A 19,494-nucleotide genomic window follows, 5' to 3' on the forward strand; every position below is an offset into this window, starting at 1 on the left:
TGATCCTAGGAGCGCTCAATGGCCACGAGCGATCCATTTCTCCAAGTGCGGGGCCTCGGCGCCGATGGTGGTCGAATCGCCGTGGCCCGTAAGGACTTTGGTGTCGGGCGGGAGGGTGAGCAGGCGCTCGCGGATCGAGTCGATGATCGTCGGGAAGTGGGAGTAGGAGCGGCCGGTCGCGCCGGGGCCGCCCTGGAAGAGGGTGTCGCCGGTGAAGACCGTGGCCAGTGCGGGGTCGTAGAGGCAGACGGCGCCCGGCGCGTGCCCGGGAGTGTGCAGCACGGTGAGGTCGGCGCCCGCGGCCTCGATGACCTGGCCGTCGACCAGGTGGGCGTCGGGGTCCCGGTCGGGGTGGGTCTGCTTCCACAGCGGCAGGTCGTCGGGGTGCAGCCAGATGGTGGCGCCGGTGCGGTCGGCGAGGGCGGGTGCGGCGTCGATGTGGTCGTTGTGGGCGTGGGTGCACACGATGGCCGTCAGGCGGCGGTCGCCGACGGCTTCGGCGATGGCGTCGGCGTCGTGGGCCGCGTCGATGACGATGACCTCGTGGTCGTCGCCGACGATCCACACGTTGTTGTCCACCTCCCAGGTGCCGCCGTCCAGGCTGAAGGTGCCGGAGGTGACGAGGTGTTCGATGCGTGCGGCCATCACAGCATCACCACCGAGCGCAGTACGTCGCCGTGGTGCATCCGCTCGAACGCCTTCTCCACGTCGGTGAGTTGGATGGTCTCGGTGACGAACGCCCCGAGGTCCAGGCGGCCTTGGAGGTGCAGGTCGATGAGCATGGGGAAGTCGCGGGAGGGCAGGCAGTCGCCGTACCAGGAGGACTTCAGCGCGCCGCCGCGTCCGAAGACGTCCAGCAGCGGCAGTTCCAGCTTCATCTCCGGGGTCGGCACGCCGACCAGGACGACGGTGCCGGCCAGGTCGCGGGCGTAGAAGGCCTGCTTGTAGGTTTCCGGGCGGCCGACCGCCTCGATGACCACGTCGGCGCCGAAGCCGCCGGTCAGTTCGCGGATCGCCTCCACCGGGTCGTTCTCGCGCGAGTTGACGGTGTGGGTGGCGCCCATCGAGCGGGCGGTCTCCAGCTTGCGGTCGTCGATGTCCACGGCGATGATCTTCGCCGCGCCGGCCAGGTTCGCCCCGGCGACGGCCGCATCGCCGACGCCACCGCAGCCGATGACCGCGACCGTGTCGCCCCGGCCGACGTTGCCGGTGTTGATGGCCGCGCCGATGCCGGCCATCACCCCGCAGCCCAGCAGCCCGGCGACCTGCGGGGCCACGCTCGGGTCGACCTTCGTGCACTGCCCCGCGGCGACCAGCGTCTTGTCCGCGAACGCCCCGATGCCCAGCGCCGGGGAGAGTTCCTGCCCGGTCGAGGCGAGGGTCATCTTCTGCCCGGCGTTGTGGGTGTTGAAGCAGTACCAGGGGCGTCCACGCAGACAGGCCCGGCAGTTCCCGCACACCGCACGCCAGTTGAGGATCACGAAGTCACCGGGCGCGACGTCGGTGACGCCCTCGCCCACCGCCTCCACCACGCCCGCGGCCTCATGACCGAGCAGGAAGGGGAAGTCGTCGCTGATGCCGCCTTGCTTGTAGTGCAGGTCGGTGTGACAGACCCCGCAGGCCTGGATCTTCACCACGGCCTCGCCTGGCCCGGGATCGGGCACGACGATCGTCTCCACCCGCACCGGCTCGCCCTTGCCCGGTGCGATCACGCCGCGTACTTCCTGCGCCATGGTGTTGAACCCTTTCGTCGGCAGATGTCCCTCCCTCCGACCCTACGGGTAACTGATCAGTAACGGTGACGGCGGTCCGGCGCCGCCGCTCACCGCAAGAACTCCCGCACGACCCGGGCGACGACCTGCTCGTCGAGCCCGTCCGCCCCGCCGAGGGTGAGCAGCCGATGCGGCACGTGCACCAGGGTCTCGGCGACCTGCCGGGCCGAGGTGCCGGGCAGGCCGGGCTCGATCAGCACCACGTCCGCGTGGTCCGCCGCGAGGACGGCCGTGCGCAGGCCGATCTCGTCGAAGGGCGCGATCGTGACGCCGTACAGGACGGTCAGGTCCAGGTCCGCCACGTCCCGCGGATCCCGCTCGGGTCCGCCGTGACCGCCGCGCCCGTCGCGCCCGTCGCGCCCGTCGGCGCCGAGGCGACCGAAGCGGAGTTCTGGGTGTGGGAGGTAGGTGACCCGGTGCGCTGCGCGGACGCGGTCGACCGGCTGCACCGCGACGGAACCACGACCTGGCTCGAACTGGGGCCGTCGGACGTACTGGTGCGGATGGTCCGGGAGTGCCTGCCCGGGGCGTTCACGCTGTCGACCGCCCTCGACCGGCCACTCCTCGGGGCGGCGGCCGACGTAGCCTGAATGCTCCGCACGACTGCCGAGGAGCGCCGTGAGCATCGCAGACACCGAGACCCACCCGCCTGCCTGGCGGCTGCTCCTCGCCTACGTACGACCGCATCGGTGGGCCCTGCTGACCGGCGCGCTGCTGTCGCTGGTCACCGGGGCCACCGGGCTGCTGCTGCCGCTGGTGGCCAAGGGGTTGATCGACGACCTCTCGCACGACCGGACCATCACCGGCGCGTTGCTGGCCATGTCGGGACTGGTGGTCACCAACGCCGCGGTGGGCGCGCTCGGTTCGTACGTGCTGCGGCGCACCGCGGAGTCCGTGGTGCTCGGCGCGCGGCGCGCCCTGTCGTCGTATCTGCTCAGGCTGCGGATCCCGGCGGTGGACCGCAGCGAACCCGGCGACCTGATGGCCCGCATCACCTCGGACACCACCCTGCTGCGCGAGGTGACCACCGACTCGCTGGTCGGCCTGGGCACGGGCGGGCTCACGCTCGTCGCGACGGTGGTGATGATGGGTCTGGTGGATCCGGTGCTGCTCGGGGTCACCCTCGTCGTGATCCTGTGCGCGGGCACGGTCCTCGGGGTGATCGTGCCGCGCATCAACCGGGCCAGCCGGCAGGCGCAGGACGCGGTCGGCGTGATGGGCGCCTCGCTGGAGCGGATCCTCGGCGCGCTGCGCACGGTGAAGGCGTCCGGCGCCGAGCACCGGGAGGAGCAGACGCTGCACGAGGCCGCGGAGGAGTCGTGGCGGCAGAGCGTACGGGCCGCCAAGTGGTCGGCCGCGGCGGGCAATACGGCCGGTCTCGCGATGCAGATCGCGTTCATCACGGTGCTCGCGGTGGGCGGGGCGCGGGTGGCGACCGGCGCCATCCAGGTCGGCACACTGGTCGCGTTCCTGCTGTACGTCTTCTATCTCATGTCCCCGATCCAGCAGGTGGTCGGCGCGATCACCCAGTACCAGACGGGTGCAGCCGCCCTCGCCCGCATCCAGGAGGCGCTGAGTCTGCCGTCCGAGCCGGCGGACCTGCCCGCCCCGTTGCCGTCCGCCGGCGCTGAACCGGCCCAACTCACCTTCGACGACGTCCGCTTCCGGTACGCCGACGACCTGCCGTACGTCCACCACGGGGTGACGTTCGCCGTGCCGGCCCGCGGGATGACGGCGTTCGTCGGCCCGTCCGGCGCGGGCAAGACCACGGTCTTCTCCCTCATCGAGCGGTTCTACGACCCCGAGTCCGGCACCATCACCCTCGACGGACGCGGCCTGCACGACTGGGAGTTGTCCCAACTCCGGTCGGCGATCGGGTACGTGGAGCAGGACGCCCCGGTGCTGTCGGGGTCGCTGCGGGACAATCTGCTGCTGGGCAACCCGGACGCGGACGACGACGCCCTCACGCGCGTGCTCAAGACGACCCGCCTGGACGGCCTCGTCGCTCGGCTGCCGAAGGCTCTCGACACGCTGGTGGGACACCGCGGCACCAAACTGTCCGGCGGCGAGCGGCAGCGGGTCGCGATCGCCCGCGCACTGCTGCGCCGGCCACGGCTGCTGCTGCTCGACGAGGCCACCTCGCAGCTCGACGCGGTCAACGAGGCGGCGCTGCGGGACACCGTCGCCGATGTCGCCCGTACGACGACGGTCCTCGTGGTCGCCCACCGGCTGTCCACGGTGACGATGGCCGACCGGATCGTGGTCATGGACGCGGGCCGGGTCCGTGCGGTGGGGACCCATCGCGAACTGGTCGCCGGCGACCCGCTGTACGCCGAGCTGGCCGCCACGCAGTTCCTGGCGACGGCCGGCTGACCCCGGCCCTCAGCCCTCCAGTCGGCGCAGTCGCTCCGCGTCGCCGGTGCGGGGGCAGGTCCCGCAGGCCTCGGCGGGCCGGATCGCATAGAACATGCAGCATCCGGCACGCGTGCGCGTGGCGTGCCGTCGGCCGTCGTCGCCCACCAGGTACCGGAAGTCGGCGCCGGCCGGGTACGGGGGCACGCCGATCGGCAGCACTTCGGTGGCGGCACTCACGGCGTCTGCCTCCTGACCCAGCATCCGCCCGAGATACCAGATGCCGGACACTAGATCGTCGGCGACCATCCCCCACAGGGAGCGCGCCCCGCGGCGTGCGGTGGGGCCGATCGCGGCCAGCAGCGGGCGCATGTGATCGGCCACCGCCATGCGCAACGCGGCCCGCAGCTGCTCCTCATGAGGGAGCGTCAGCACCCCCGGAAGCGCAGCGACCCGGTCGCCGGACAGGCAGGCGAGCTCGGTGCCGGGTGAGAGCGCGTACGTACCGGTGTCGAGATCCAGCCGCAGGTCCTCGGGGCGGATCCGGGGCACGCGCCGTTCGAGGTACCAGGTGCCGCCCATCAGCACACCGAGGGTCCAGGCGTAGTCGTGCAGGGCGCGCGAGGCGGCGACGTCACGGCGCACGGCGATCTCGTAGCGGGCCTGGATGCGGGCCGCCTCGGCGTCGACGAAGGCGTCGAGCGCGGCCGGATCCGACCCCAACTCGGCCGCGGTGACACCGGTTTGAGCCGTCTCGTCACCCGGCTCCACGACCCGCACGGTCAGCGCTTCGCACACGTCGGCCAGTCTCTGGTAGACACCGCCGAGGGCATGCGTGACGGCACCGGCGGACGGGGTCTTCAGAGCCACGGACATGGGCGCTCCAGCACAGGAAGTTCAAAGACAGCCAGACAGGCAAGGCTTACCTTACTTCACGCCTGGTGAGATTGATCTGCAGGCCCTCCGCGGTCCGCGATCACGAAACCCCCTGTCAAAGTCGTTCCACAGCCATTTGAAAACTAAAGGAAGGCTAGCCTAAGCTCACGGCTTGTGACCGCGACCGAACGGGCCGCACCCACCGGTGTGCCCTTCCCTGCCCTCAGACAGCTCCCCCTGTTCCTCGCCGGACTGGGCGCCCTCGCGCTCTGCACCGCCCTGAGCCTCGCCCTCGGCGCCCGGTCGGTGCCCCTGTCCACGGTGTCCGACGCGCTGTTCGGCCACAGCCATGGCCGGGACGCGCTGGTGGTGACCGGACTGCGGCTGCCGCGTACCGTCATCGGCCTCGCGGTCGGGGCCGCGCTCGGGGTCGCCGGGGCCGTGGCCCAGGGCATCACCCGCAACCCGCTCGCCTCGCCGACCACCCTCGGCATCAACGCGGGCGCCGGTTTCGCGGTGGTCGTCGCGATCTTCGCGCTGAAGCTCAACGACCCTGCGCAGTATGTGTGGTTCGCGCTCGCCGGTGCGGCGTCCGCCGCCGTGTTCGCGCAGGCGCTGGCCCGCCGCGCCGGGGACATCGATCCCCTGCGGCTCGCGCTCGGCGGCACCGTGCTCCAACTCGTGCTGCTGTCCTGGACGTCGGCGGTGATGCTGATGAACCAGCGCACCCTCGACGAGGCCCGCTTCTGGCTGGCCGGATCCCTCTCCGGCCGCCCGCTCGACGTGCTGTGGCCGGTGCTGCCGACCCTGCTGCTCGGGCTGGTGGTCGCCCTGGCCGTCTCCCCCGCGCTCAACGCCCTTGCCCTGGGCGACGATTCGGCCCAGGCCCTCGGAGTGCCGGTGGCCCGGATCCGGCTGGCCGGCGGCATCGCGGTGGTCCTGCTCGCCGGTTCGGCGGTCGCCGTGGCCGGACCGATCGCCTTCATCGGCCTCGCCGCGCCCCATCTCGTACGTCCCCTGCTCGGCGCGGACCACCGGCTGCTGGTGCCCGGCTGCCTGATCGCCGGACCGCTGCTGCTGCTCACGGCCGACATCCTCGGCCGGATGGTGATCCGCCCCTCGGAACTGGAGGTCGGCATCGTGACGGCGTTCCTGGGCGCGCCCCTGCTGGCGCTGCTGGCCCGGAAGGTGGCCCGATGACCGGCACGGTCGTGTCCGTCCGTACGACGTCCTCGTCCCGTGTCCGGGTGCGGCGCCGTGTCCTGGTGTTCGCCGCGTCCGGTCTCCTCGCACTGTTCGTGCTGCTCACCGTGTCCCTGACGACGGGTGAGATGCGGATGCCCGCGGCCACGGCGCTACGTGCGCTGATCGGGCTCGGGGATCCGGGGGACGTGCTGGTGGTGCAGCAGTTCCGGGCGCCCAGGTCCGTGGCGGCGATCGTCGCCGGTGCCGGCCTCGGCGCGGCGGGCTGTGTGCTGCAACGGCTGTTCCGCAATCCCCTGGCATCTCCGGATGTCATGGGCGTGACAGGCGGGGCCTCGCTGGGCGCGGTCGCGCTGATCGCCGCCGGGGCCTCGCAGACGCTGATCCCGGTCGGGGCGCTGGGCGGCGGTCTGCTCGCGGCGCTGCTCCTTGGCGTGTTCGCCTGGCGGTCGGGGCTCGCCGTCACCCGGCTCGTGCTCACCGGGCTCGCCGTGCAGGCAGGACTGGCCGCCGCCGTGAACCTGATGATCGTGCGTTTCCCGGCCGAACTCGCCGGGTCGGCGCTGCAGTGGACCACGGGGTCGGTGTACGGGCGGACGTGGCCGGAGGTGTGGGGGGCCGCCGGAGCCATGGCCCTGATGCTCGCCGTCGCCCTCGTCCTGCACCGCCGGCTGGCCGTGCTGGACCTCGGGGACGACTCGGCGGGCGCCCTCGGCCTCAACTCGTCCACGGCGCGTCTCCAACTCCTGTTCGTCGCGGTCGCATTGGCGTCGCTCGCCGCCGCGGTCGCCGGTCCGGTGACCTTCGTGGCGCTCGCCGTGCCGCACATCGTGCGCTTCGTCACCGGCCCGCCGACGGCCGCGTCCCTCGGGCTCGCCGGACTCACGGGAGCGGTGCTGCTGCTCGCCTCCGACCTCGTCGTGCAGCACCTGCTGCCGATCGAGGGGCTGCCGGTGGGTGCGGTCACCGCCACGCTGGGCGCGCCCTGGCTGCTGGTGCTGATGTTCCGGCAGAGCTCGCCCGTCCGCAGGAGCCACGCATGACCGGAGTCCGCAGTACCGAAGAAGCGCGTCAGGAGCCGCACATGACCACCGGCAACCAGCTCTCCACGCGGGGCCTCGACCTGCGCTACGGCGAACGGCTCGTCGTCGGCGGACTCGACCTGACGCTGCCGGGAGGCGCCGTCACCGCGATCGTCGGGCCCAACGCCTGTGGAAAGTCGACCCTGTTGCGTGGACTGAGCCGGCTGCTCGCCCCGTCGGCCGGCAGCGTCACGTTGGACGGCGCGGACATCCACCGCATGTCCGCGCGGACGCTCGCCCGCCGGATGGGACTGCTGCCCCAGCAGCCCGTCACGCCCGAGGCGATCACCGTCGAGGCTCTCGTACGCCTGGGCCGGTATCCGCACCAGCGGCTGCTGAGCCCCTGGTCGGCCGCCGACCAGCAGGCGGTGGACGAGGCCCTGGAGCGCACCGGTACGGCGGTCCTGCGTGACCAGCCCGTCGACCAGTTGTCCGGCGGTCAGCGCCAACGCGCCTGGATCGCCCTGGCGTTGGCCCAGGACACCGAGCTGCTGCTGCTGGACGAACCGACCACCTTCCTCGACCTGCGGCACCAGCTCGACGTCCTCGACCTGGTCGCCGCCCTGCACGCCGAGGCGGGCCGCACCGTGGTGATGGTGCTGCACGACCTCGGACAGGCCGCCCGTTACGCGGACCACATGGTGGTCCTCAAGGACGGCCGCCTCGCCGCCGCCGGCGCCCCGGCCGACGTCCTCGACGCGGACCTGGTCAGGTCCGTGTTCGACGTGGACTGCCGGGTGATCCCCGACCCGGAGACCGGCACCCCGCTGGTCGTCCCGAAGAGCAGCGGCGCACGACAACCGGCCGCGTCCGCCTGACCCGTCACACCACCACCAGTCACAACTCCCCTACCAGAAAGACCAACCCCCCATGTTCAAGCGCTCTCCCCTGCGCGGAATCGGCCGGCTCCTCGCCGTGCTGCTCTCCGTCGTGCTCGGTACGGCCGTGCTGGCCGCCTGCGGCAGTGAGAAGTCCGACGCCGACACCACGAAGGCCTCGGGCTCGACGTCGGCCGGCTTCCCGCGCACCCTCAAGACCGTGATGGGCAACGTCAAGATCCCCTCGAAGCCGAAGCGCGTCGTCGTGCTCGACACCGGTGAACTGGACGACGTCACCCTGCTCGGCATCGACCCGGTCGGCGCGGTCGCCCCGCACTTCAAGACCGAGGGCGGCTTCCCGACGTATCTGAAGGGCGAGTTGAACGGCACGGCCGACGTCGGCCCGCTCCTGGAGCCCAACCTGGAGAAGATCGCCTCACTCAAGCCCGATCTGATCCTGTCGTCGAAGGTCCGGCACGAGAAGGTCTACGACAAGCTCAGCGCCATCGCCCCGACCGTGTTCACGGAGACCACCGGCGGTGTCTGGAAGGAGAACCTGAAGGTCCACGCCGAGGCGCTGGGTCTGGAGAAGGAGGCCGCGGCGAAGCTCAAGGTTTACGAGACGCAGGCCAAGGCGCTGGGTGAGGCCATCAAGAAGAAGGACGGCGGCACCATGCCGACGGCGTCCGTGGTCCGCTTCATCGCCGGTCCGACCCGCCTCTACCAGTCCAACTCCTACAGCGGTGTCGTCCTCAACGACATCGGCTTCAAGCGGCCCAAGTCCCAGGTGTCGAACGACCCCGACGTCACCATGAAGGACGTCAGCCCGGAGGAGATCGACCAGGCCGACGCCGACCTGATCTTCGTCACCTCCGCCGACGTCGACGACAAGACCCAGAAGAAGCAGGTCACGTCCAACCCGGTGTGGAAGTCCCTCGCGGCCGTCAAGGACGGCAAGGTCCACGAGGTCCCGGACGAGACGTGGATGTCCGGCATCGGTGTCCAGGCCGCGGAGCAGATGCTCAAGGACGTGGCGAAGGCCACCGGCGTGGAGCTCCCGAAGAAGTAACTCCCGCTCTTTCGGGGTGGGCCGCACCACGAGCGCGGCCCGCCCCCAACCCCCCACCGATCAGCGGAAGTTGTTCCAAAGCCATGCGCCTGTACCTGCTTGCCCTCAATCCGACCGACTCCGTCAGTGAGGGCTTCCTGCCCGCCGCCGCCCGGCTGGGCCTGGACGTCACCGTCCTCACCGACCGGCCCGAGGCCCACCGTCGCACCCACCCGGACATCGAGGTCCTGGAGTGCGACGTCCGCGACCACCGGGCGGTGATCACCCGGATCTCGACGCACCACCGCCCCGACGCCGTCTTCACCAACAGCGACCACCTCCAGGCCCAGGCCGCCCTGGCCGCCGCCTACTTCGACCTCCCCGCCAAGGACTGGCGGGCCGCGCTGCGCACCAAGGACAAGGCGGAGATGCGGCGCCGGCTCGCCACCGCCGGCGTGGACACCGTGTGGTCCGCCGAGCTCACGGAGCCGGTCGCGCCAAAGGACGCGCCGTACCCATGCGTCCTCAAGCCGCGCGAGGGCGTGGCCAGCGAGGACGTCGTCCTCGTCGACGGCCCCGACGAACTCGTGACCCACGCGAAGGAGATCCTCGATCGGCGTCCGGGTGCCGTCCTGGTCGTCGAGGAGTACCTCCCGGGCGAGCTGTACACCCTGGAGACCCTCGGCGACGGGCATGTCCGCCACGTGCTGGGCGGCTTCCACACCGAGCTGTCGCCCCCGCCGTACTTCATCGAGGAAAGCCTCACCTTCGTCCCGGCCCACCCCGAGCCGGTCGTCGCCCAGGTCCTCGCCCAACTGGACGCGCTGGGCGTCGGGTTCGGCGCCTGTCACACCGAGTTCGTGGTGCACGCGGGACGGGCCAGGATCATCGAGGTCAACTACCGTGCCATCGGCGACCAGTGCGACCTGCTGCTGGCCCGGCTGCTGGAGATACCGCTCTTCGAGCTCGTGCTCCGCGCCCACCTGGGCCAGCGTCTCCGCGACGACCTGGGAGCCCGTCGCGACGGCGCCGCGCGCCTGGAGTACCCGTGCGCCGACCGGGCCGGAACCCTGACCGAGGCTCCCTCCGCCGCGGAACCGACCGTCGACGGCGTGCATCTGACGTACCGTCCCCTGCGATCCGTGGGCGAACGGCACGAGTTGTACCGCACTAACCGCGACTACCTCGGCGTCCTGCGGGCCGTCGGCACCGACCAGCGGACGGTGGACCGGGTGTCGGCCGACTTCCTGACCGCCCAGCGCTGGGAGATCCAGTCGTGATCGCGCCGACCGTGCCGGACACCTGCGAGGCGGAGCTGCTCACCCGCGTGCTCAGCGCCCTCCTGCGCGAGAACGTGGTCGGCCTGCGCACCCGCAGCACGCTCGCGCACCGGCCGGACGGCGACTGGCTGCGGCTGCCGACCACCGTTGAGGACGCCCTGCTGCTGCCCGTCACCGAGGACGGCTACCAGTGCGAGTACCGGGCCCGACTGCCCCAACTGGTGCGCGAGTCGGACGGCTTGGAGCTGACCTCGTACGCCGCCGTGCTCGGCGCGCTGCGCGAGCTCGCCGAGCCCGTGGACCGCGACGGCTTCGACGCGTTCGCGGAGGAGTGCCGGCAGACGCTGGCCACGATGCGGCTGCACGCCCGCACGCGGGAGGACGTCGGCAGGCGGCTCACCGACCTCTACGGCGACGATCCGGCCCGGTGGACGGGTCTGGCGTACGACACGCTCGCCGCCCGCTTCGACCATCCCGTCTACCCGACCGCACGCGGCCGCTCGGGCCTCACCGAGCAGCAACTGCGGGCCTACGCACCGGAGTTCCATCCCAGTTTCGCCCTGCGCTGGCTCGCCGTGCCGCGCGACGCGCTGACCGTGACCGGCCCGCTCCCCGAGGTGTGGCCCACGCCCGGGCGGCTCGGTCTGCCCGAGGTGGAGCACACCCATGTGGCGTTGCCCGTCCACCCGTTGACCGTGGGTGCGCCGCTCGACGAGGCCCTGCGGAGCACGGGCCTCGCGGGCCAGGCGTTGCTCGCCGAGCAAGCTCACCTCGACGTCGTGCCGACGCTCTCGATGCGCACGGTGGCGGTGGCCGCGGACCCGTCCCTGCACCTCAAACTCCCCCTGGCCACCGCCACGTTGGGCCTGCGCAACAAGCGCTCCATCAAGTCCGGCACCCTCGTCGACGGCGCGGCGGGACAGCGGCTGCTGGAGGCGGTGATCGCGCGCGAGCCGCGTTTCCGGGACACGATCCTGCACGCCGACGAGACCACGTACGCGCACGCCGGGCACGAGCTGCTGGCCGTCCTGTGCCGCCGCTTCCCGGCCGGTCTCGAGGACTCCGTCGTCGTACCGCTGGCCGCGCTCCTCGCCGAGGCGCCCGACGACCGGCCGGTCCTCGACCACCTGGCCGACCGCTTCTACGGCGGCGACCCGCTCGCCCTGCTGGATGCCTGCCTGACGCTGCTGTTCGACTGGCAGACCACGCTGTTCGGCTACGGCATCGCCCTGGAGTCGCACCAGCAGAACGTCTCGCTCGTGCTGGGGCCAGGCGGCGTGCGGCTGCTGTTCAAGGACAACGACGGGCCCCGCATCAACGCCTCACGGCTGTCGGCCGTACTGCCCGGGCCGTGGGGGTTCGACGACCCACGGACGTTCACCGACGGGGACGGGCCGGTCGCCGACGTGTTCGCCACCATCACGGTCCATCTGTGCGCGGGGGCCTACGCGTTCGGGCTCTCCCGGCAGCGGGACGCGGTGTTGGGTCTCGTACGCGAGAGGCTCGCACAGGCCTTTGACCGGCTCGGCGGTGACGCGGGAGCGGTCCTGCGGTCACGTGTCCTCGACGCGCCGCGGTTGCCGGTCAAGGCCATGGTGACGGCCGGCACGCTGCTGTCCAAGGAGCGTTCGGGCGCCGCGGACATCAACAAGCACTACACCACCGGCCCCAACTACCTGCTGGCCGCCGGGGGCACGGCATGAGCGCGGAGACCTTGCGGCTGCCGGGGTCCGCGTTCAGCCGCGGGCATGTGCAGGCGGTGGCGGGCTGCTACTTCGTGGCGTCGTTCGCGGCGCTCGGTCTGCCGCCGTATCTCACCGAGATCCTGCCGGAGTTGGGTGACCGCGGGGCCCGCTGGGCGGGGGTGCTGTACGTCGTCCCGACCGTGTTCGGCGCGCTGGGCGCCCCACTGTGGGGGCGGCTCGCCGACCGCTACGGCCGTAAACGGCTGCTGCTGCGCGCGCAGTTGGGGCTGGCCGTGGCATTCCTGCTCGCGGGCTGGGCGGACTCCCTGGCCACCTTCACGGTCGCGCTCGTCCTGCAGGGCATCCTGGGCGGCACCTTCGCCGCGTCCAACGGGTACCTGGGCGCCGCCCTGGAGGGTCCCGCTCTGTCCAAGGCGCTCACCCTGATGCAGGGCAGCGCGCGTGCCGCCCTGGTCGTGGCACCGATCGTGGTCGGCTCACTGTCCGGCTGGCTGTCACCGCACCGCCAGTACGCCCTGCTCGCCGTACTGCCGCTCACAGCCGCTCTATTGCTGGCAGCGCTGCCCGAACCGGAGTCTGTCGCACAGGAGTTGGAGACCGTCCCCGCGACGAACGCCGTGGACGAGACGCCGGTGATCTCTCTCAAGGCCCTGTACGCCTTGGAGTTCGCCTTCGTCTTCTCCACCGTCATCTCCTTCCCCTATCTGATCGCCCTCGTCGACGACCGTCTCCCGGGCACGTCGCCGACCCTCTCCGGCGTGCTGTTCGCCCTCCCCCACCTGTGCTACCTGGTGTCGGCGCTGGCCGTGCACTCCGCCTTCCGGGGCCGCCCCCGGACCGGGATCGCGCTCGGCTTCACCTGCATCGCGCTCGGTCTCGCCGGGCACGGGGTCGCCGGTTCGCTGGCTGAACTGATCGCCGTACGGCTGCTGCTGGGCGTGGGCCTCACCCTCGGCCTGGTCTGCCTGTCGGTGCTGGCCGCCGACTGCGCCAAGGGCCGCTCGCCGGGCGGGATGTTCGGCTCGCTGGAGTTCTTCTCCAAGGCCGGCGCGGTCGCCGCCGGCGTGGCCGCTGCGGTGGGCAGCGCCCGCTTCGGCCCGGCCGCGCCCGTGCTGACCGGCAGCGCGGCCGCCGCCGTCACCGTCGCCGCCACCCTCCTGACCTCGAAGGTCCCCCCAATGAACCACCGCACCCGCAGGAGCCGCTGATGCCCTCGCTGACCCGCCCCCAGACGTCGTCCGGGGGGACCCCCATCTCGCTTCGCTCGCCCGGGAGCACCGCCTCACCCGCCGAACTCCCCTCCGCCGACGACGCGGTGGCCCACACGCTGCTCAACTGCCTGCTGCGCGAGGTGTCGGGACCCGAGCGCCAGTCGGTCGTCGCTGACGGCCACCTCCTCCTGCGGCTGCCCCGCCGTGGGGTGCTGCTGCGCGTCGCGCTGCGCCGTACGTCGCTGCTCGGCGCCCACCGGTTCACCGGTCCCGTGAGCGAACAGAGCGACGGGGGCTGGTCGGAGGTGAGCTGGCGGCGCCTGGCCGAGTACACGCACGACGAACTGTCGCTGCGCACCGGCGTGCTCAACGAGGAGTTCCTGGAGCAGATCGCCTCCAGCCACGGCGCCATCTCCACCGCCCTGGGCGCTCCACGCCCCGTCCGCCTCCCGGACGACCGGCTCTCCGCCTACCTGGCCTCCGAGCAGTCGCTGCTGTTCGGGCACCGTTTCCACCCCACGCCCAAGGCCCGCACCGGCGACCCGCGCGCCTGGTCCGCGTACGCGCCGGAGGTCGGTGCCGCCTTCCGGCTGCGGCACCTCGCCGTCCGCTCCCACCTGATCGCCGAGGAGTCCGCGGACCCCTCGGCGAGCATCCTGCTGGACGGGCTGCGCACGGACGTACCGCAGGGCTACCGGCTGCTGCCCGCCCACCCCTGGCAGTACGAGACGCTCCACGCGCACCCGGTACTACGGGCCGCCCTCGACCGCGGCGACATCCTCGACCTCGGCCCGGGCGGACGCTCCTTCGCCGCCACCGCGTCGGTGCGGACCCTGTACGACGGGGAGACCTTCCTCAAGTTCAGCCTGAACGTCCGGATCACCAACTGCCTGCGCAAGAACAGCAGTTACGAGCTGTCCGGCGCCGTCGCGCTGACCCGCGCCCTGGCCCCGGCACTCGCGGACCTGGCCGAGCGCTTCCCCGGCAGCGCCGTGCTCCGCGAGCCGGCGTACCGCACGCTCGCCCTGCCCGGCCCGGACGGCACTCCCGACCGCGAGCTGTTCGAGGGCTTCGGCGTCATCGTCCGCGAGGGCCTGCCGCGCCGCCTCGCGCCGGGCACGGTTCCGCTGCTCGCGGCGGCCGTCGCCGACGAGTACCCGACCGGTGCCGCCCACATCTCCCGCCTCCTCGGCGGAGCGGACGTGCGGACGACCCTCGCCTGGTGGTCGGCCTATCTCGACCTGCTGCTCCCTCCCGTCCTGGCCGCCTACTTCGACCACGGCCTGGTCCTGGAACCCCACCTCCAGAACGTCCTGGTCTGCGTCGGCGCCGACGGGATGCCCGCCCAGGTCCTCTTCCGCGATCTGGAGGGCACCAAGCTGGTCCCCGAGCACCACGCCGACACGCTGGCCGCGCTCCCGCCCGAGGTCGCGGGCCCGATGACGTACGACGCGCAGCGCGGCTGGGACCGGGTCGTGTACTGCCTGCTCGTCAACCACGTCGCCGAGCTGCTCGCCGCCCTCGCCGACCTGCACCCGCAGACGGAGGCCGCCCTGTGGGCCCGGGTGCGCGCCACGCTCCAGGCGTACTCCGACCGCGACGGCTGCCCGCCCCGCCTCGCCGCCCTGCTCGCCGGGGTGCCCCTGCCCGCCAAGGCCAACCTGCTGACCCGCTGGGAACGTAAGGCCGACCGGGAGGCCGGCTACGTCCGGCTGCCGTCCCCGCTCGCCGAGGACATCCTGCGCGACACCACGGGGAGCACCCGATGACCGACCCGACCCCGGCGGTCCGCGACCGCGTCCTGTCCCTGTCGTCGGCCGAACTCCCCGCATACGTCTACGACTTGGCGGCCCTGCGCACGCATGCCGCCGCCGTCCGGGCGGCCCTTCCCGAGCGGGTCGAGGTGTACTACGCCGCCAAGGCCAACCCTGAGCCGGAGATCCTCGGCGCGCTCGGACCGTACGTGGACGGCTACGAGGTGTCCTCGGGCGGTGAACTCGCCCATGTGGCCAAGGCGGTGCCGGGACGGGCCCTCGCGTTCAGCGGGCCCGGCAAGACTCCGGACGAGGTGCGGGCCGCGCTGGAGCTGGGAGTCGACCGCTTCCACGTGGAGAGCGAGTACGAGCTGCGCATGCTGGCCGAGTTGGCGCGGGCCTTCGCGTCGCCGCAGCGGCGGGTCGCGGTGCTGCCCCGGGTCAACCTGCCGGTGGCGGACGGGTCGTTGGCGGGGAGTTCCCTGGCGATGGGAGGTCGTCCGACACCGTTCGGCCTGGATCCGGAGCAGGCGGTGCGGGTTGTCCGGGCCCTCTCCGACGGCACGTATCCGCATCTCGAACTGCGGGGCATCCACGCGCACTTGGCCAGTGGACTGGAGGCGGCGGAGCAGCTGGCGGTGGCCGAGTCCGTCGTGGCGTGGGCCATGGGCCTCGGTGTTCCGCTCGCCGAGGTGAACGTCGGCGGCGGCATGACCGTCGACTACACCGAACCGGACAACCGCTTCGACTGGACCGCGTACGGCCACGGGCTCACCCGCCTGACCGAGGCACACCCCGGACTCACCCTGCGCATCGAGCCGGGGCGGGCGTTGACGGCGTACTGCGGGTGGTACGCCACCGAGGTGCTGGACGTGAAGCGCAGCCACGGCGAGGAGTTCGCCGTCGTCCGGGGCGGGACCCATCATCTGCGGACCCCGGCCACGAAGGGGCACGACCAGCCCTGCACCGTATGGAAAACGGAGGACTGGCCGCACCCATGGCCGCGCTCGGCCGCCGAGGGCGAGCGAAGCGAGATGGGGGTCCCCCTGGACGAAGTCCGGGGGAGGGTCACCCTGGCCGGGCAGCTGTGCACCCCGAAGGACGTCCTGGCCCGCCGGGTGCCCGTGCCCGGGCTCAGGGCCGGCGACCGAGTGGTGTTCTCGCTGGCGGGTGCCTACGCGTGGAACATCTCCCACCACGACTTCCTGATGCACCCCGGCCCCGGCTTCCACTTCCTCGACGCCGAGTCCGGGACCTCGGCGTTCGCCATGTGAAAGCCGGTCCACCACAGGCGGAGACTCTCTGAGCAGGGCCTCTGTGAGCAGAGGCTCTGTGAGCAGCTTGTGGCAAAGTCGAAGGCCGCCCGGTGTTCCGGGCGGCCTTCGACGGGATGTGCGATGCGGCGTCGGCCTGCTACAGGGCCCCTCGCAGGCCGGACGCGGGGCCGGCCATGTCGGCGACCTTGTCCAGCTGGGGGAGGTTGTTGAGGCGGTTCAGCTGCTCGGAGGGCCGCGGAACCTCGGCCCTGCGCTCCGCCGGGATGCCGGTCGCGGCCAGCGAGTCGAGCGTGCTGATCGGGTTGAGCTGAGATCCGTCCTGGTTCTGGATGGACGAGTCGGACGCGCTCGCCATCGGGGCGGCGAGGGCGGTGATACCCGCGGCGAGACCAACGGCGGCAACGATACGTCGTGTTGAGATCATGCTTCCCACAACGTCACCGGCCCTCCGGCGGACACGGGCACCCGGCGCCACTCACCCATCAGGGGCAGCGCTCCGGCTGCGCTTGCCGAGCCTGCCGCGGCGGAGGAGTCTCGGATGAGAGGCCCTTCGCGGCCCGCTCCTCATCGGGTCGCTGCCCTCGAGGAGGTCATCATGGGCACCGCGGCAACCCCTGCCTTCAGCGCCGACACACTGCGCCGGAGCGTCGAAGGACACACGGCGGCAGATCTTCTGTCGCTCTACGCGGACGACGCGCAAGTGCGCATCGTCGACCGCAACACACAACCCAGCGAGCCGAGGATCCTGCGCGGTCGCGACGAGATCGGCGCGCTGTTCACCGACATCTACAGCCGCGACATGACGCACAAGGTCGACCAGTGCATCATCCAGGGCGATCATGCCGCCTACAGCCAGTCCTGCCAGTACTCGGACGGGACGCGCGTCGTGACCGAGTCGATGATCACGCTGCGCGACGGCAAGATCACCGAAGAGCTCCTGATCCAGGCATGGGACGAGTAGGAGGAGCAGGAGGCAGAGTCGCGAGGGTCCAGGTCAGTTCCCGGTTGACCTGGACCTTCTCGGCCCGTGCCACGCTGGGTCGGGTACGGCAGGCCCGGCCCCGGCGGCCACGGCCGGCTTCCGCGGCAGGTCGGCTGGCGTCCGTCGCCCTGCTGCGGTCAGTACTGAGAGCGGCGCGGTCCCACCGGCTTCCTCCGTCACTGCGTGCTGCTCGAAGGCGGCACACACCGCATCGGTGAGCCGCACCGGCACTCGCCGCGGCCCGTCGGAGTCCGAGCGCTTCCTGACCGTCGTAGCGCATCGGTTAATCTGACGGCGGGCCGTGACTGGCGCTGAGGTGGAGTACCACCGGGGAGCGGCCACGCAGAGTCGATGCCGTGCGCCTGGGCGATCCGGTCACACCAGCCCAGGAGTGGATCATGTCTCAGGCCCGGCTCATGGACGGCACCTCGCTCGCCCGGCGCATCGTCGAGGACACCGCCAAGCGGGCGGCCGACGTCACCGACCGCACCGGAAAGGCGCCCTGTCTGGCGACGGTGCTGGTCGGCGAGGACCCCGCCTCCGTCACCTACGTCCGTATGAAGCAGAACCGCTGCCGCAAGGCCGGCATCGAGTCGCGCCACGTGGCGCTGCCCGCCACCACGACCACAGAGGAACTCGTCGGCACACTCCGCGACCTGTCCGAGGACCCCGGTGTGCACGGCATCCTGCTGCAGCACCCGATGGGTGAACACATCGACGAGCGGGCCGCGTTCGAGGCGATCGCGCCCGAGAAGGACGTCGACGGCGTCACCTTCGCGTCCTTCGCGACGATGAGCTTCGGCCTGCCGGGCTTCGTGTCGTGCACGCCCGGCGGGATCATGCGGCTGCTCGACGCGTACGACGTCGACCCGTCCGGCAAGCGGGCCGTCGTCGTGGGCCGCAGCGCCATCCTCGGCAAGCCCGTCGGCATGCTGCTGCTCGCCCGCGACGCGACGGTGACGTACTGCCACTCCCGTACCCGGGACCTGTCCTCGGTGGTCCGGGAGGCGGACATCGTGGTCGCCGCCGTGGGGCGGCCGCGGCTGATCCGGGGCGAGGACATCAAGCCCGGCGCCGTCGTGATCGACGCCGGCTACAACCTCGGCAACGTCGGTGACGTCGACTTCGACTCCGCCGTGGAGCGGGCCGGTCTCATCACCCCGGTGCCGGGCGGTGTCGGTCCGATGACGATCGCCACGCTGCTGGAGCAGACCGTTGAAGCCGCGGACGCCGCCGCCCGGCAGCTCGGGGTGTGATCAGCGCATCCAGGCGCTGTACGACTCGACGTCGCCGGCCTTGACGCCGTACTCGGGCTCGGCCTTGGTGAGGACGGTCTCCAGGCCGAGGACGGCACCGGTGGTGGGGGCCATGTTCAGCATCCGCCGGTAGCCGGACCCCTCGTACACTTACGCCTGGCCGCGCCGCCCGAGCCGGTCGGTCACCTGTCCGACCGGCCGCAGCCCCTCGGCGTCCGCCAGGAGCCGGGCGAGCGTCGCGGACTCGCGGGCGCCGAAGGTCCAGTGGTCGAGCAACACCTCGACGGCGTAGAGGAGTTCGCGGGTGGTCAGCTTGGTGTGGGTGTACGTGGCCTCCTGCAGGTACGCCTGCAGTCGCGCCGCCTGGTGCGGTGGCGCAGACTCCGGCGGCGCGTCGCTCCAACTCGGCGGACAGGTCTGCCTGCTGACGACATGGCCGTCCTCGACCAGGTGCGGATCGCCGCCCTCGTCGCAAAGGACCGGCCTGGACGCTGTTCATCGGCTTCCACGGCACCTTACTGGTCCAGCACTGGCTGGGCGTGAACGGAATGCAGCGCCGGATTCAGGACTATCTGGCGGTGGAAGGGCTGACGACCCTCAACACGGTGTCGACGATCTTCTCGTTCCTCCTCGGAATGTCGTTCCTGCCCTTCTTCTGCAACGTCTGGAAGACCGCGAAATACGGCGAGAAGGTCGAGGTCGACGACCCGTGGGGCTACGGACGCTCCCTGGAGTGGGCGACCTCCTGTCCGCCCCCGCGACACAATTTCGTCGCGCTCCCCCGCATCCGCAGCGAGTCACCGGCGTTCGACCTACCGCAACGCGTCTGCCGGCCCGCCCTGATGCTCCCGGACGGGCCGAACAGGCACCGCTGATT

Annotated in this window: 18 protein-coding genes, 2 pseudogenes and 1 riboswitch; of the genes and pseudogenes, 14 read left to right on the forward strand and 6 right to left on the reverse strand. The window is 71.7% G+C overall.

All coding sequences use genetic code 11. The features are described 5' to 3' along the window. Window positions 1-15 precede the first annotated feature (15 nt). The 3 genes from OG303_RS05215 to OG303_RS05225 all read right to left on the reverse strand — a co-directional run bounded on the left by OG303_RS05215 (window position 16) and on the right by OG303_RS05225 (window position 2,074). Window positions 16-645, reverse strand: a complete 630-nt coding sequence (locus OG303_RS05215; protein WP_405865199.1) for an MBL fold metallo-hydrolase — start codon at window positions 643-645, stop codon at window positions 16-18. Next, a complete protein-coding gene (locus OG303_RS05220; protein WP_405865201.1) occupies window positions 645-1,733 on the reverse strand; it encodes an S-(hydroxymethyl)mycothiol dehydrogenase in 1,089 nt (362 codons plus the stop codon). Before OG303_RS05220 ends, OG303_RS05215 begins: the two co-directional genes overlap by 1 nt. An 89-nt stretch (window positions 1,734-1,822) precedes the next feature. Beyond that, window positions 1,823-2,074, reverse strand: coding sequence for a hypothetical protein (locus tag OG303_RS05225; protein WP_405865203.1), 252 nt, complete (start codon window positions 2,072-2,074; stop codon window positions 1,823-1,825). A 27-nt stretch (window positions 2,075-2,101) separates the two neighbouring features. Between OG303_RS05225 and OG303_RS05230 the strand changes: the two genes are divergently transcribed. Both OG303_RS05230 and OG303_RS05235 read left to right on the forward strand, forming a co-directional pair. Beyond that, on the forward strand, window positions 2,102-2,362 hold the full coding sequence (locus OG303_RS05230) for a hypothetical protein (RefSeq protein WP_405865205.1): 261 nt from the start codon (window positions 2,102-2,104) through the stop codon (window positions 2,360-2,362). Between the two features lie 28 nt (window positions 2,363-2,390). Further along, window positions 2,391-4,145: an ABC transporter ATP-binding protein gene (locus OG303_RS05235; protein WP_405865207.1), complete on the forward strand. Its 1,755-nt coding sequence runs from the start codon at window positions 2,391-2,393 to the stop codon at window positions 4,143-4,145. 9 nt (window positions 4,146-4,154) lie between these two features. Here the strand turns inward: OG303_RS05235 and OG303_RS05240 are convergent, their stop codons facing one another. Continuing rightward, the gene (locus tag OG303_RS05240) at window positions 4,155-5,000 is read right to left on the reverse strand and encodes a (2Fe-2S)-binding protein (protein WP_405865209.1); all 846 of its coding nucleotides are present in this window, start codon (window positions 4,998-5,000) and stop codon (window positions 4,155-4,157) included. A 174-nt stretch (window positions 5,001-5,174) separates the two neighbouring features. Here OG303_RS05240 and OG303_RS05245 point away from each other — a divergent pair, with 174 nt between their 5' ends. The 9 genes from OG303_RS05245 to OG303_RS05285 all read left to right on the forward strand — a co-directional run bounded on the left by OG303_RS05245 (window position 5,175) and on the right by OG303_RS05285 (window position 16,376). Further along, window positions 5,175-6,200: a FecCD family ABC transporter permease gene (locus tag OG303_RS05245; RefSeq protein WP_405865211.1), complete on the forward strand. Its 1,026-nt coding sequence runs from the start codon at window positions 5,175-5,177 to the stop codon at window positions 6,198-6,200. After that, entirely contained in the window at window positions 6,197-7,246 is a 1,050-nt protein-coding gene (locus OG303_RS05250; protein ID WP_405865213.1) for a FecCD family ABC transporter permease, read from the forward strand. The genes OG303_RS05245 and OG303_RS05250 overlap by 4 nt, the downstream gene beginning before the upstream one ends. A 41-nt stretch (window positions 7,247-7,287) precedes the next feature. Next, window positions 7,288-8,103: an ABC transporter ATP-binding protein gene (locus tag OG303_RS05255; RefSeq protein ID WP_405865215.1), complete on the forward strand. Its 816-nt coding sequence runs from the start codon at window positions 7,288-7,290 to the stop codon at window positions 8,101-8,103. Between the two features lie 52 nt (window positions 8,104-8,155). After that, window positions 8,156-9,172, forward strand: a complete 1,017-nt coding sequence (locus OG303_RS05260; protein ID WP_405865217.1) for an ABC transporter substrate-binding protein — start codon at window positions 8,156-8,158, stop codon at window positions 9,170-9,172. Between the two features lie 83 nt (window positions 9,173-9,255). Further along, window positions 9,256-10,431 (forward strand): acetyl-CoA carboxylase biotin carboxylase subunit family protein, encoded by a 1,176-nt coding sequence (locus OG303_RS05265; RefSeq protein WP_405865219.1) that lies wholly within the window; start codon window positions 9,256-9,258, stop codon window positions 10,429-10,431. Continuing rightward, window positions 10,428-12,134 (forward strand): IucA/IucC family protein, encoded by a 1,707-nt coding sequence (locus OG303_RS05270; RefSeq protein WP_405865221.1) that lies wholly within the window; start codon window positions 10,428-10,430, stop codon window positions 12,132-12,134. Before OG303_RS05265 ends, OG303_RS05270 begins: the two co-directional genes overlap by 4 nt. After that, the gene (locus OG303_RS05275; RefSeq protein ID WP_405865223.1) at window positions 12,131-13,345 is read left to right on the forward strand and encodes an MFS transporter; all 1,215 of its coding nucleotides are present in this window, start codon (window positions 12,131-12,133) and stop codon (window positions 13,343-13,345) included. Before OG303_RS05270 ends, OG303_RS05275 begins: the two co-directional genes overlap by 4 nt. Next, window positions 13,345-15,117 (forward strand): IucA/IucC family protein, encoded by a 1,773-nt coding sequence (locus OG303_RS05280; RefSeq protein WP_405865225.1) that lies wholly within the window; start codon window positions 13,345-13,347, stop codon window positions 15,115-15,117. The genes OG303_RS05275 and OG303_RS05280 overlap by 1 nt, the downstream gene beginning before the upstream one ends. Beyond that, window positions 15,114-16,376, forward strand: coding sequence for a type III PLP-dependent enzyme (locus tag OG303_RS05285; RefSeq protein WP_405865227.1), 1,263 nt, complete (start codon window positions 15,114-15,116; stop codon window positions 16,374-16,376). Before OG303_RS05280 ends, OG303_RS05285 begins: the two co-directional genes overlap by 4 nt. Window positions 16,377-16,515: 139 nt before the next feature. Here OG303_RS05285 and OG303_RS05290 read toward each other — a convergent pair whose 3' ends face one another. After that, window positions 16,516-16,803: a hypothetical protein gene (locus tag OG303_RS05290; RefSeq protein WP_405865229.1), complete on the reverse strand. Its 288-nt coding sequence runs from the start codon at window positions 16,801-16,803 to the stop codon at window positions 16,516-16,518. A gap of 171 nt (window positions 16,804-16,974) precedes the next feature. On the opposite strand from OG303_RS05290, the gene OG303_RS05295 reads away from it, so the two are divergent. Both OG303_RS05295 and OG303_RS05300 read left to right on the forward strand, forming a co-directional pair. Further along, window positions 16,975-17,340: a nuclear transport factor 2 family protein gene (locus OG303_RS05295; RefSeq protein ID WP_405865231.1), complete on the forward strand. Its 366-nt coding sequence runs from the start codon at window positions 16,975-16,977 to the stop codon at window positions 17,338-17,340. Window positions 17,341-17,652: 312 nt separating this feature from the next. After that, window positions 17,653-17,736, forward strand: a riboswitch (ZMP/ZTP riboswitch). Window positions 17,737-17,759: 23 nt separating this feature from the next. Further along, entirely contained in the window at window positions 17,760-18,617 is an 858-nt protein-coding gene (locus tag OG303_RS05300; protein WP_405865233.1) for a bifunctional 5,10-methylenetetrahydrofolate dehydrogenase/5,10-methenyltetrahydrofolate cyclohydrolase, read from the forward strand. Here OG303_RS05300 and OG303_RS05305 read toward each other — a convergent pair. Beyond that, window positions 18,618-19,103: pseudogene (locus tag OG303_RS05305) on the reverse strand (hypothetical protein); the annotation flags it as partial. On the opposite strand from OG303_RS05305, the pseudogene OG303_RS05310 reads away from it, so the two are divergent. Beyond that, window positions 19,103-19,492, forward strand: a pseudogene (locus OG303_RS05310) (hypothetical protein); the annotation flags it as partial. The pseudogenes OG303_RS05305 and OG303_RS05310 sit on opposite strands and share 1 nt — an antisense overlap. Window positions 19,493-19,494 lie beyond the last annotated feature (2 nt).

The organism is Streptomyces sp. NBC_00005 (assembly GCF_045160215.1).
GTDB lineage: Bacteria > Actinomycetota > Actinomycetes > Streptomycetales > Streptomycetaceae > Streptomyces.

Excerpts from the sequence above, each read along its gene's own strand:
- OG303_RS05215 (WP_405865199.1), bottom strand. The coding sequence starts at position 645 with ATGGCCGCACGCATCGAACACCTCGTCACCTCCGGCACCTTCAGCCTG.
- OG303_RS05220 (WP_405865201.1), bottom strand. The coding sequence starts at position 1,733 with ATGGCGCAGGAAGTACGCGGCGTGATCGCACCGGGCAAGGGCGAGCCG.
- OG303_RS05240 (WP_405865209.1), bottom strand. The coding sequence starts at position 5,000 with ATGTCCGTGGCTCTGAAGACCCCGTCCGCCGGTGCCGTCACGCATGCC.
- OG303_RS05250 (WP_405865213.1), top strand. The coding sequence starts at position 6,197 with ATGACCGGCACGGTCGTGTCCGTCCGTACGACGTCCTCGTCCCGTGTC.
- OG303_RS05255 (WP_405865215.1), top strand. The coding sequence starts at position 7,288 with ATGACCACCGGCAACCAGCTCTCCACGCGGGGCCTCGACCTGCGCTAC.
- OG303_RS05260 (WP_405865217.1), top strand. The coding sequence starts at position 8,156 with ATGTTCAAGCGCTCTCCCCTGCGCGGAATCGGCCGGCTCCTCGCCGTG.
- OG303_RS05265 (WP_405865219.1), top strand. The coding sequence starts at position 9,256 with ATGCGCCTGTACCTGCTTGCCCTCAATCCGACCGACTCCGTCAGTGAG.
- OG303_RS05275 (WP_405865223.1), top strand. The coding sequence starts at position 12,131 with ATGAGCGCGGAGACCTTGCGGCTGCCGGGGTCCGCGTTCAGCCGCGGG.
- OG303_RS05280 (WP_405865225.1), top strand. The coding sequence starts at position 13,345 with ATGCCCTCGCTGACCCGCCCCCAGACGTCGTCCGGGGGGACCCCCATC.
- OG303_RS05285 (WP_405865227.1), top strand. The coding sequence starts at position 15,114 with ATGACCGACCCGACCCCGGCGGTCCGCGACCGCGTCCTGTCCCTGTCG.
- OG303_RS05290 (WP_405865229.1), bottom strand. The coding sequence starts at position 16,803 with ATGATCTCAACACGACGTATCGTTGCCGCCGTTGGTCTCGCCGCGGGT.
- OG303_RS05295 (WP_405865231.1), top strand. The coding sequence starts at position 16,975 with ATGGGCACCGCGGCAACCCCTGCCTTCAGCGCCGACACACTGCGCCGG.
- OG303_RS05300 (WP_405865233.1), top strand. The coding sequence starts at position 17,760 with ATGTCTCAGGCCCGGCTCATGGACGGCACCTCGCTCGCCCGGCGCATC.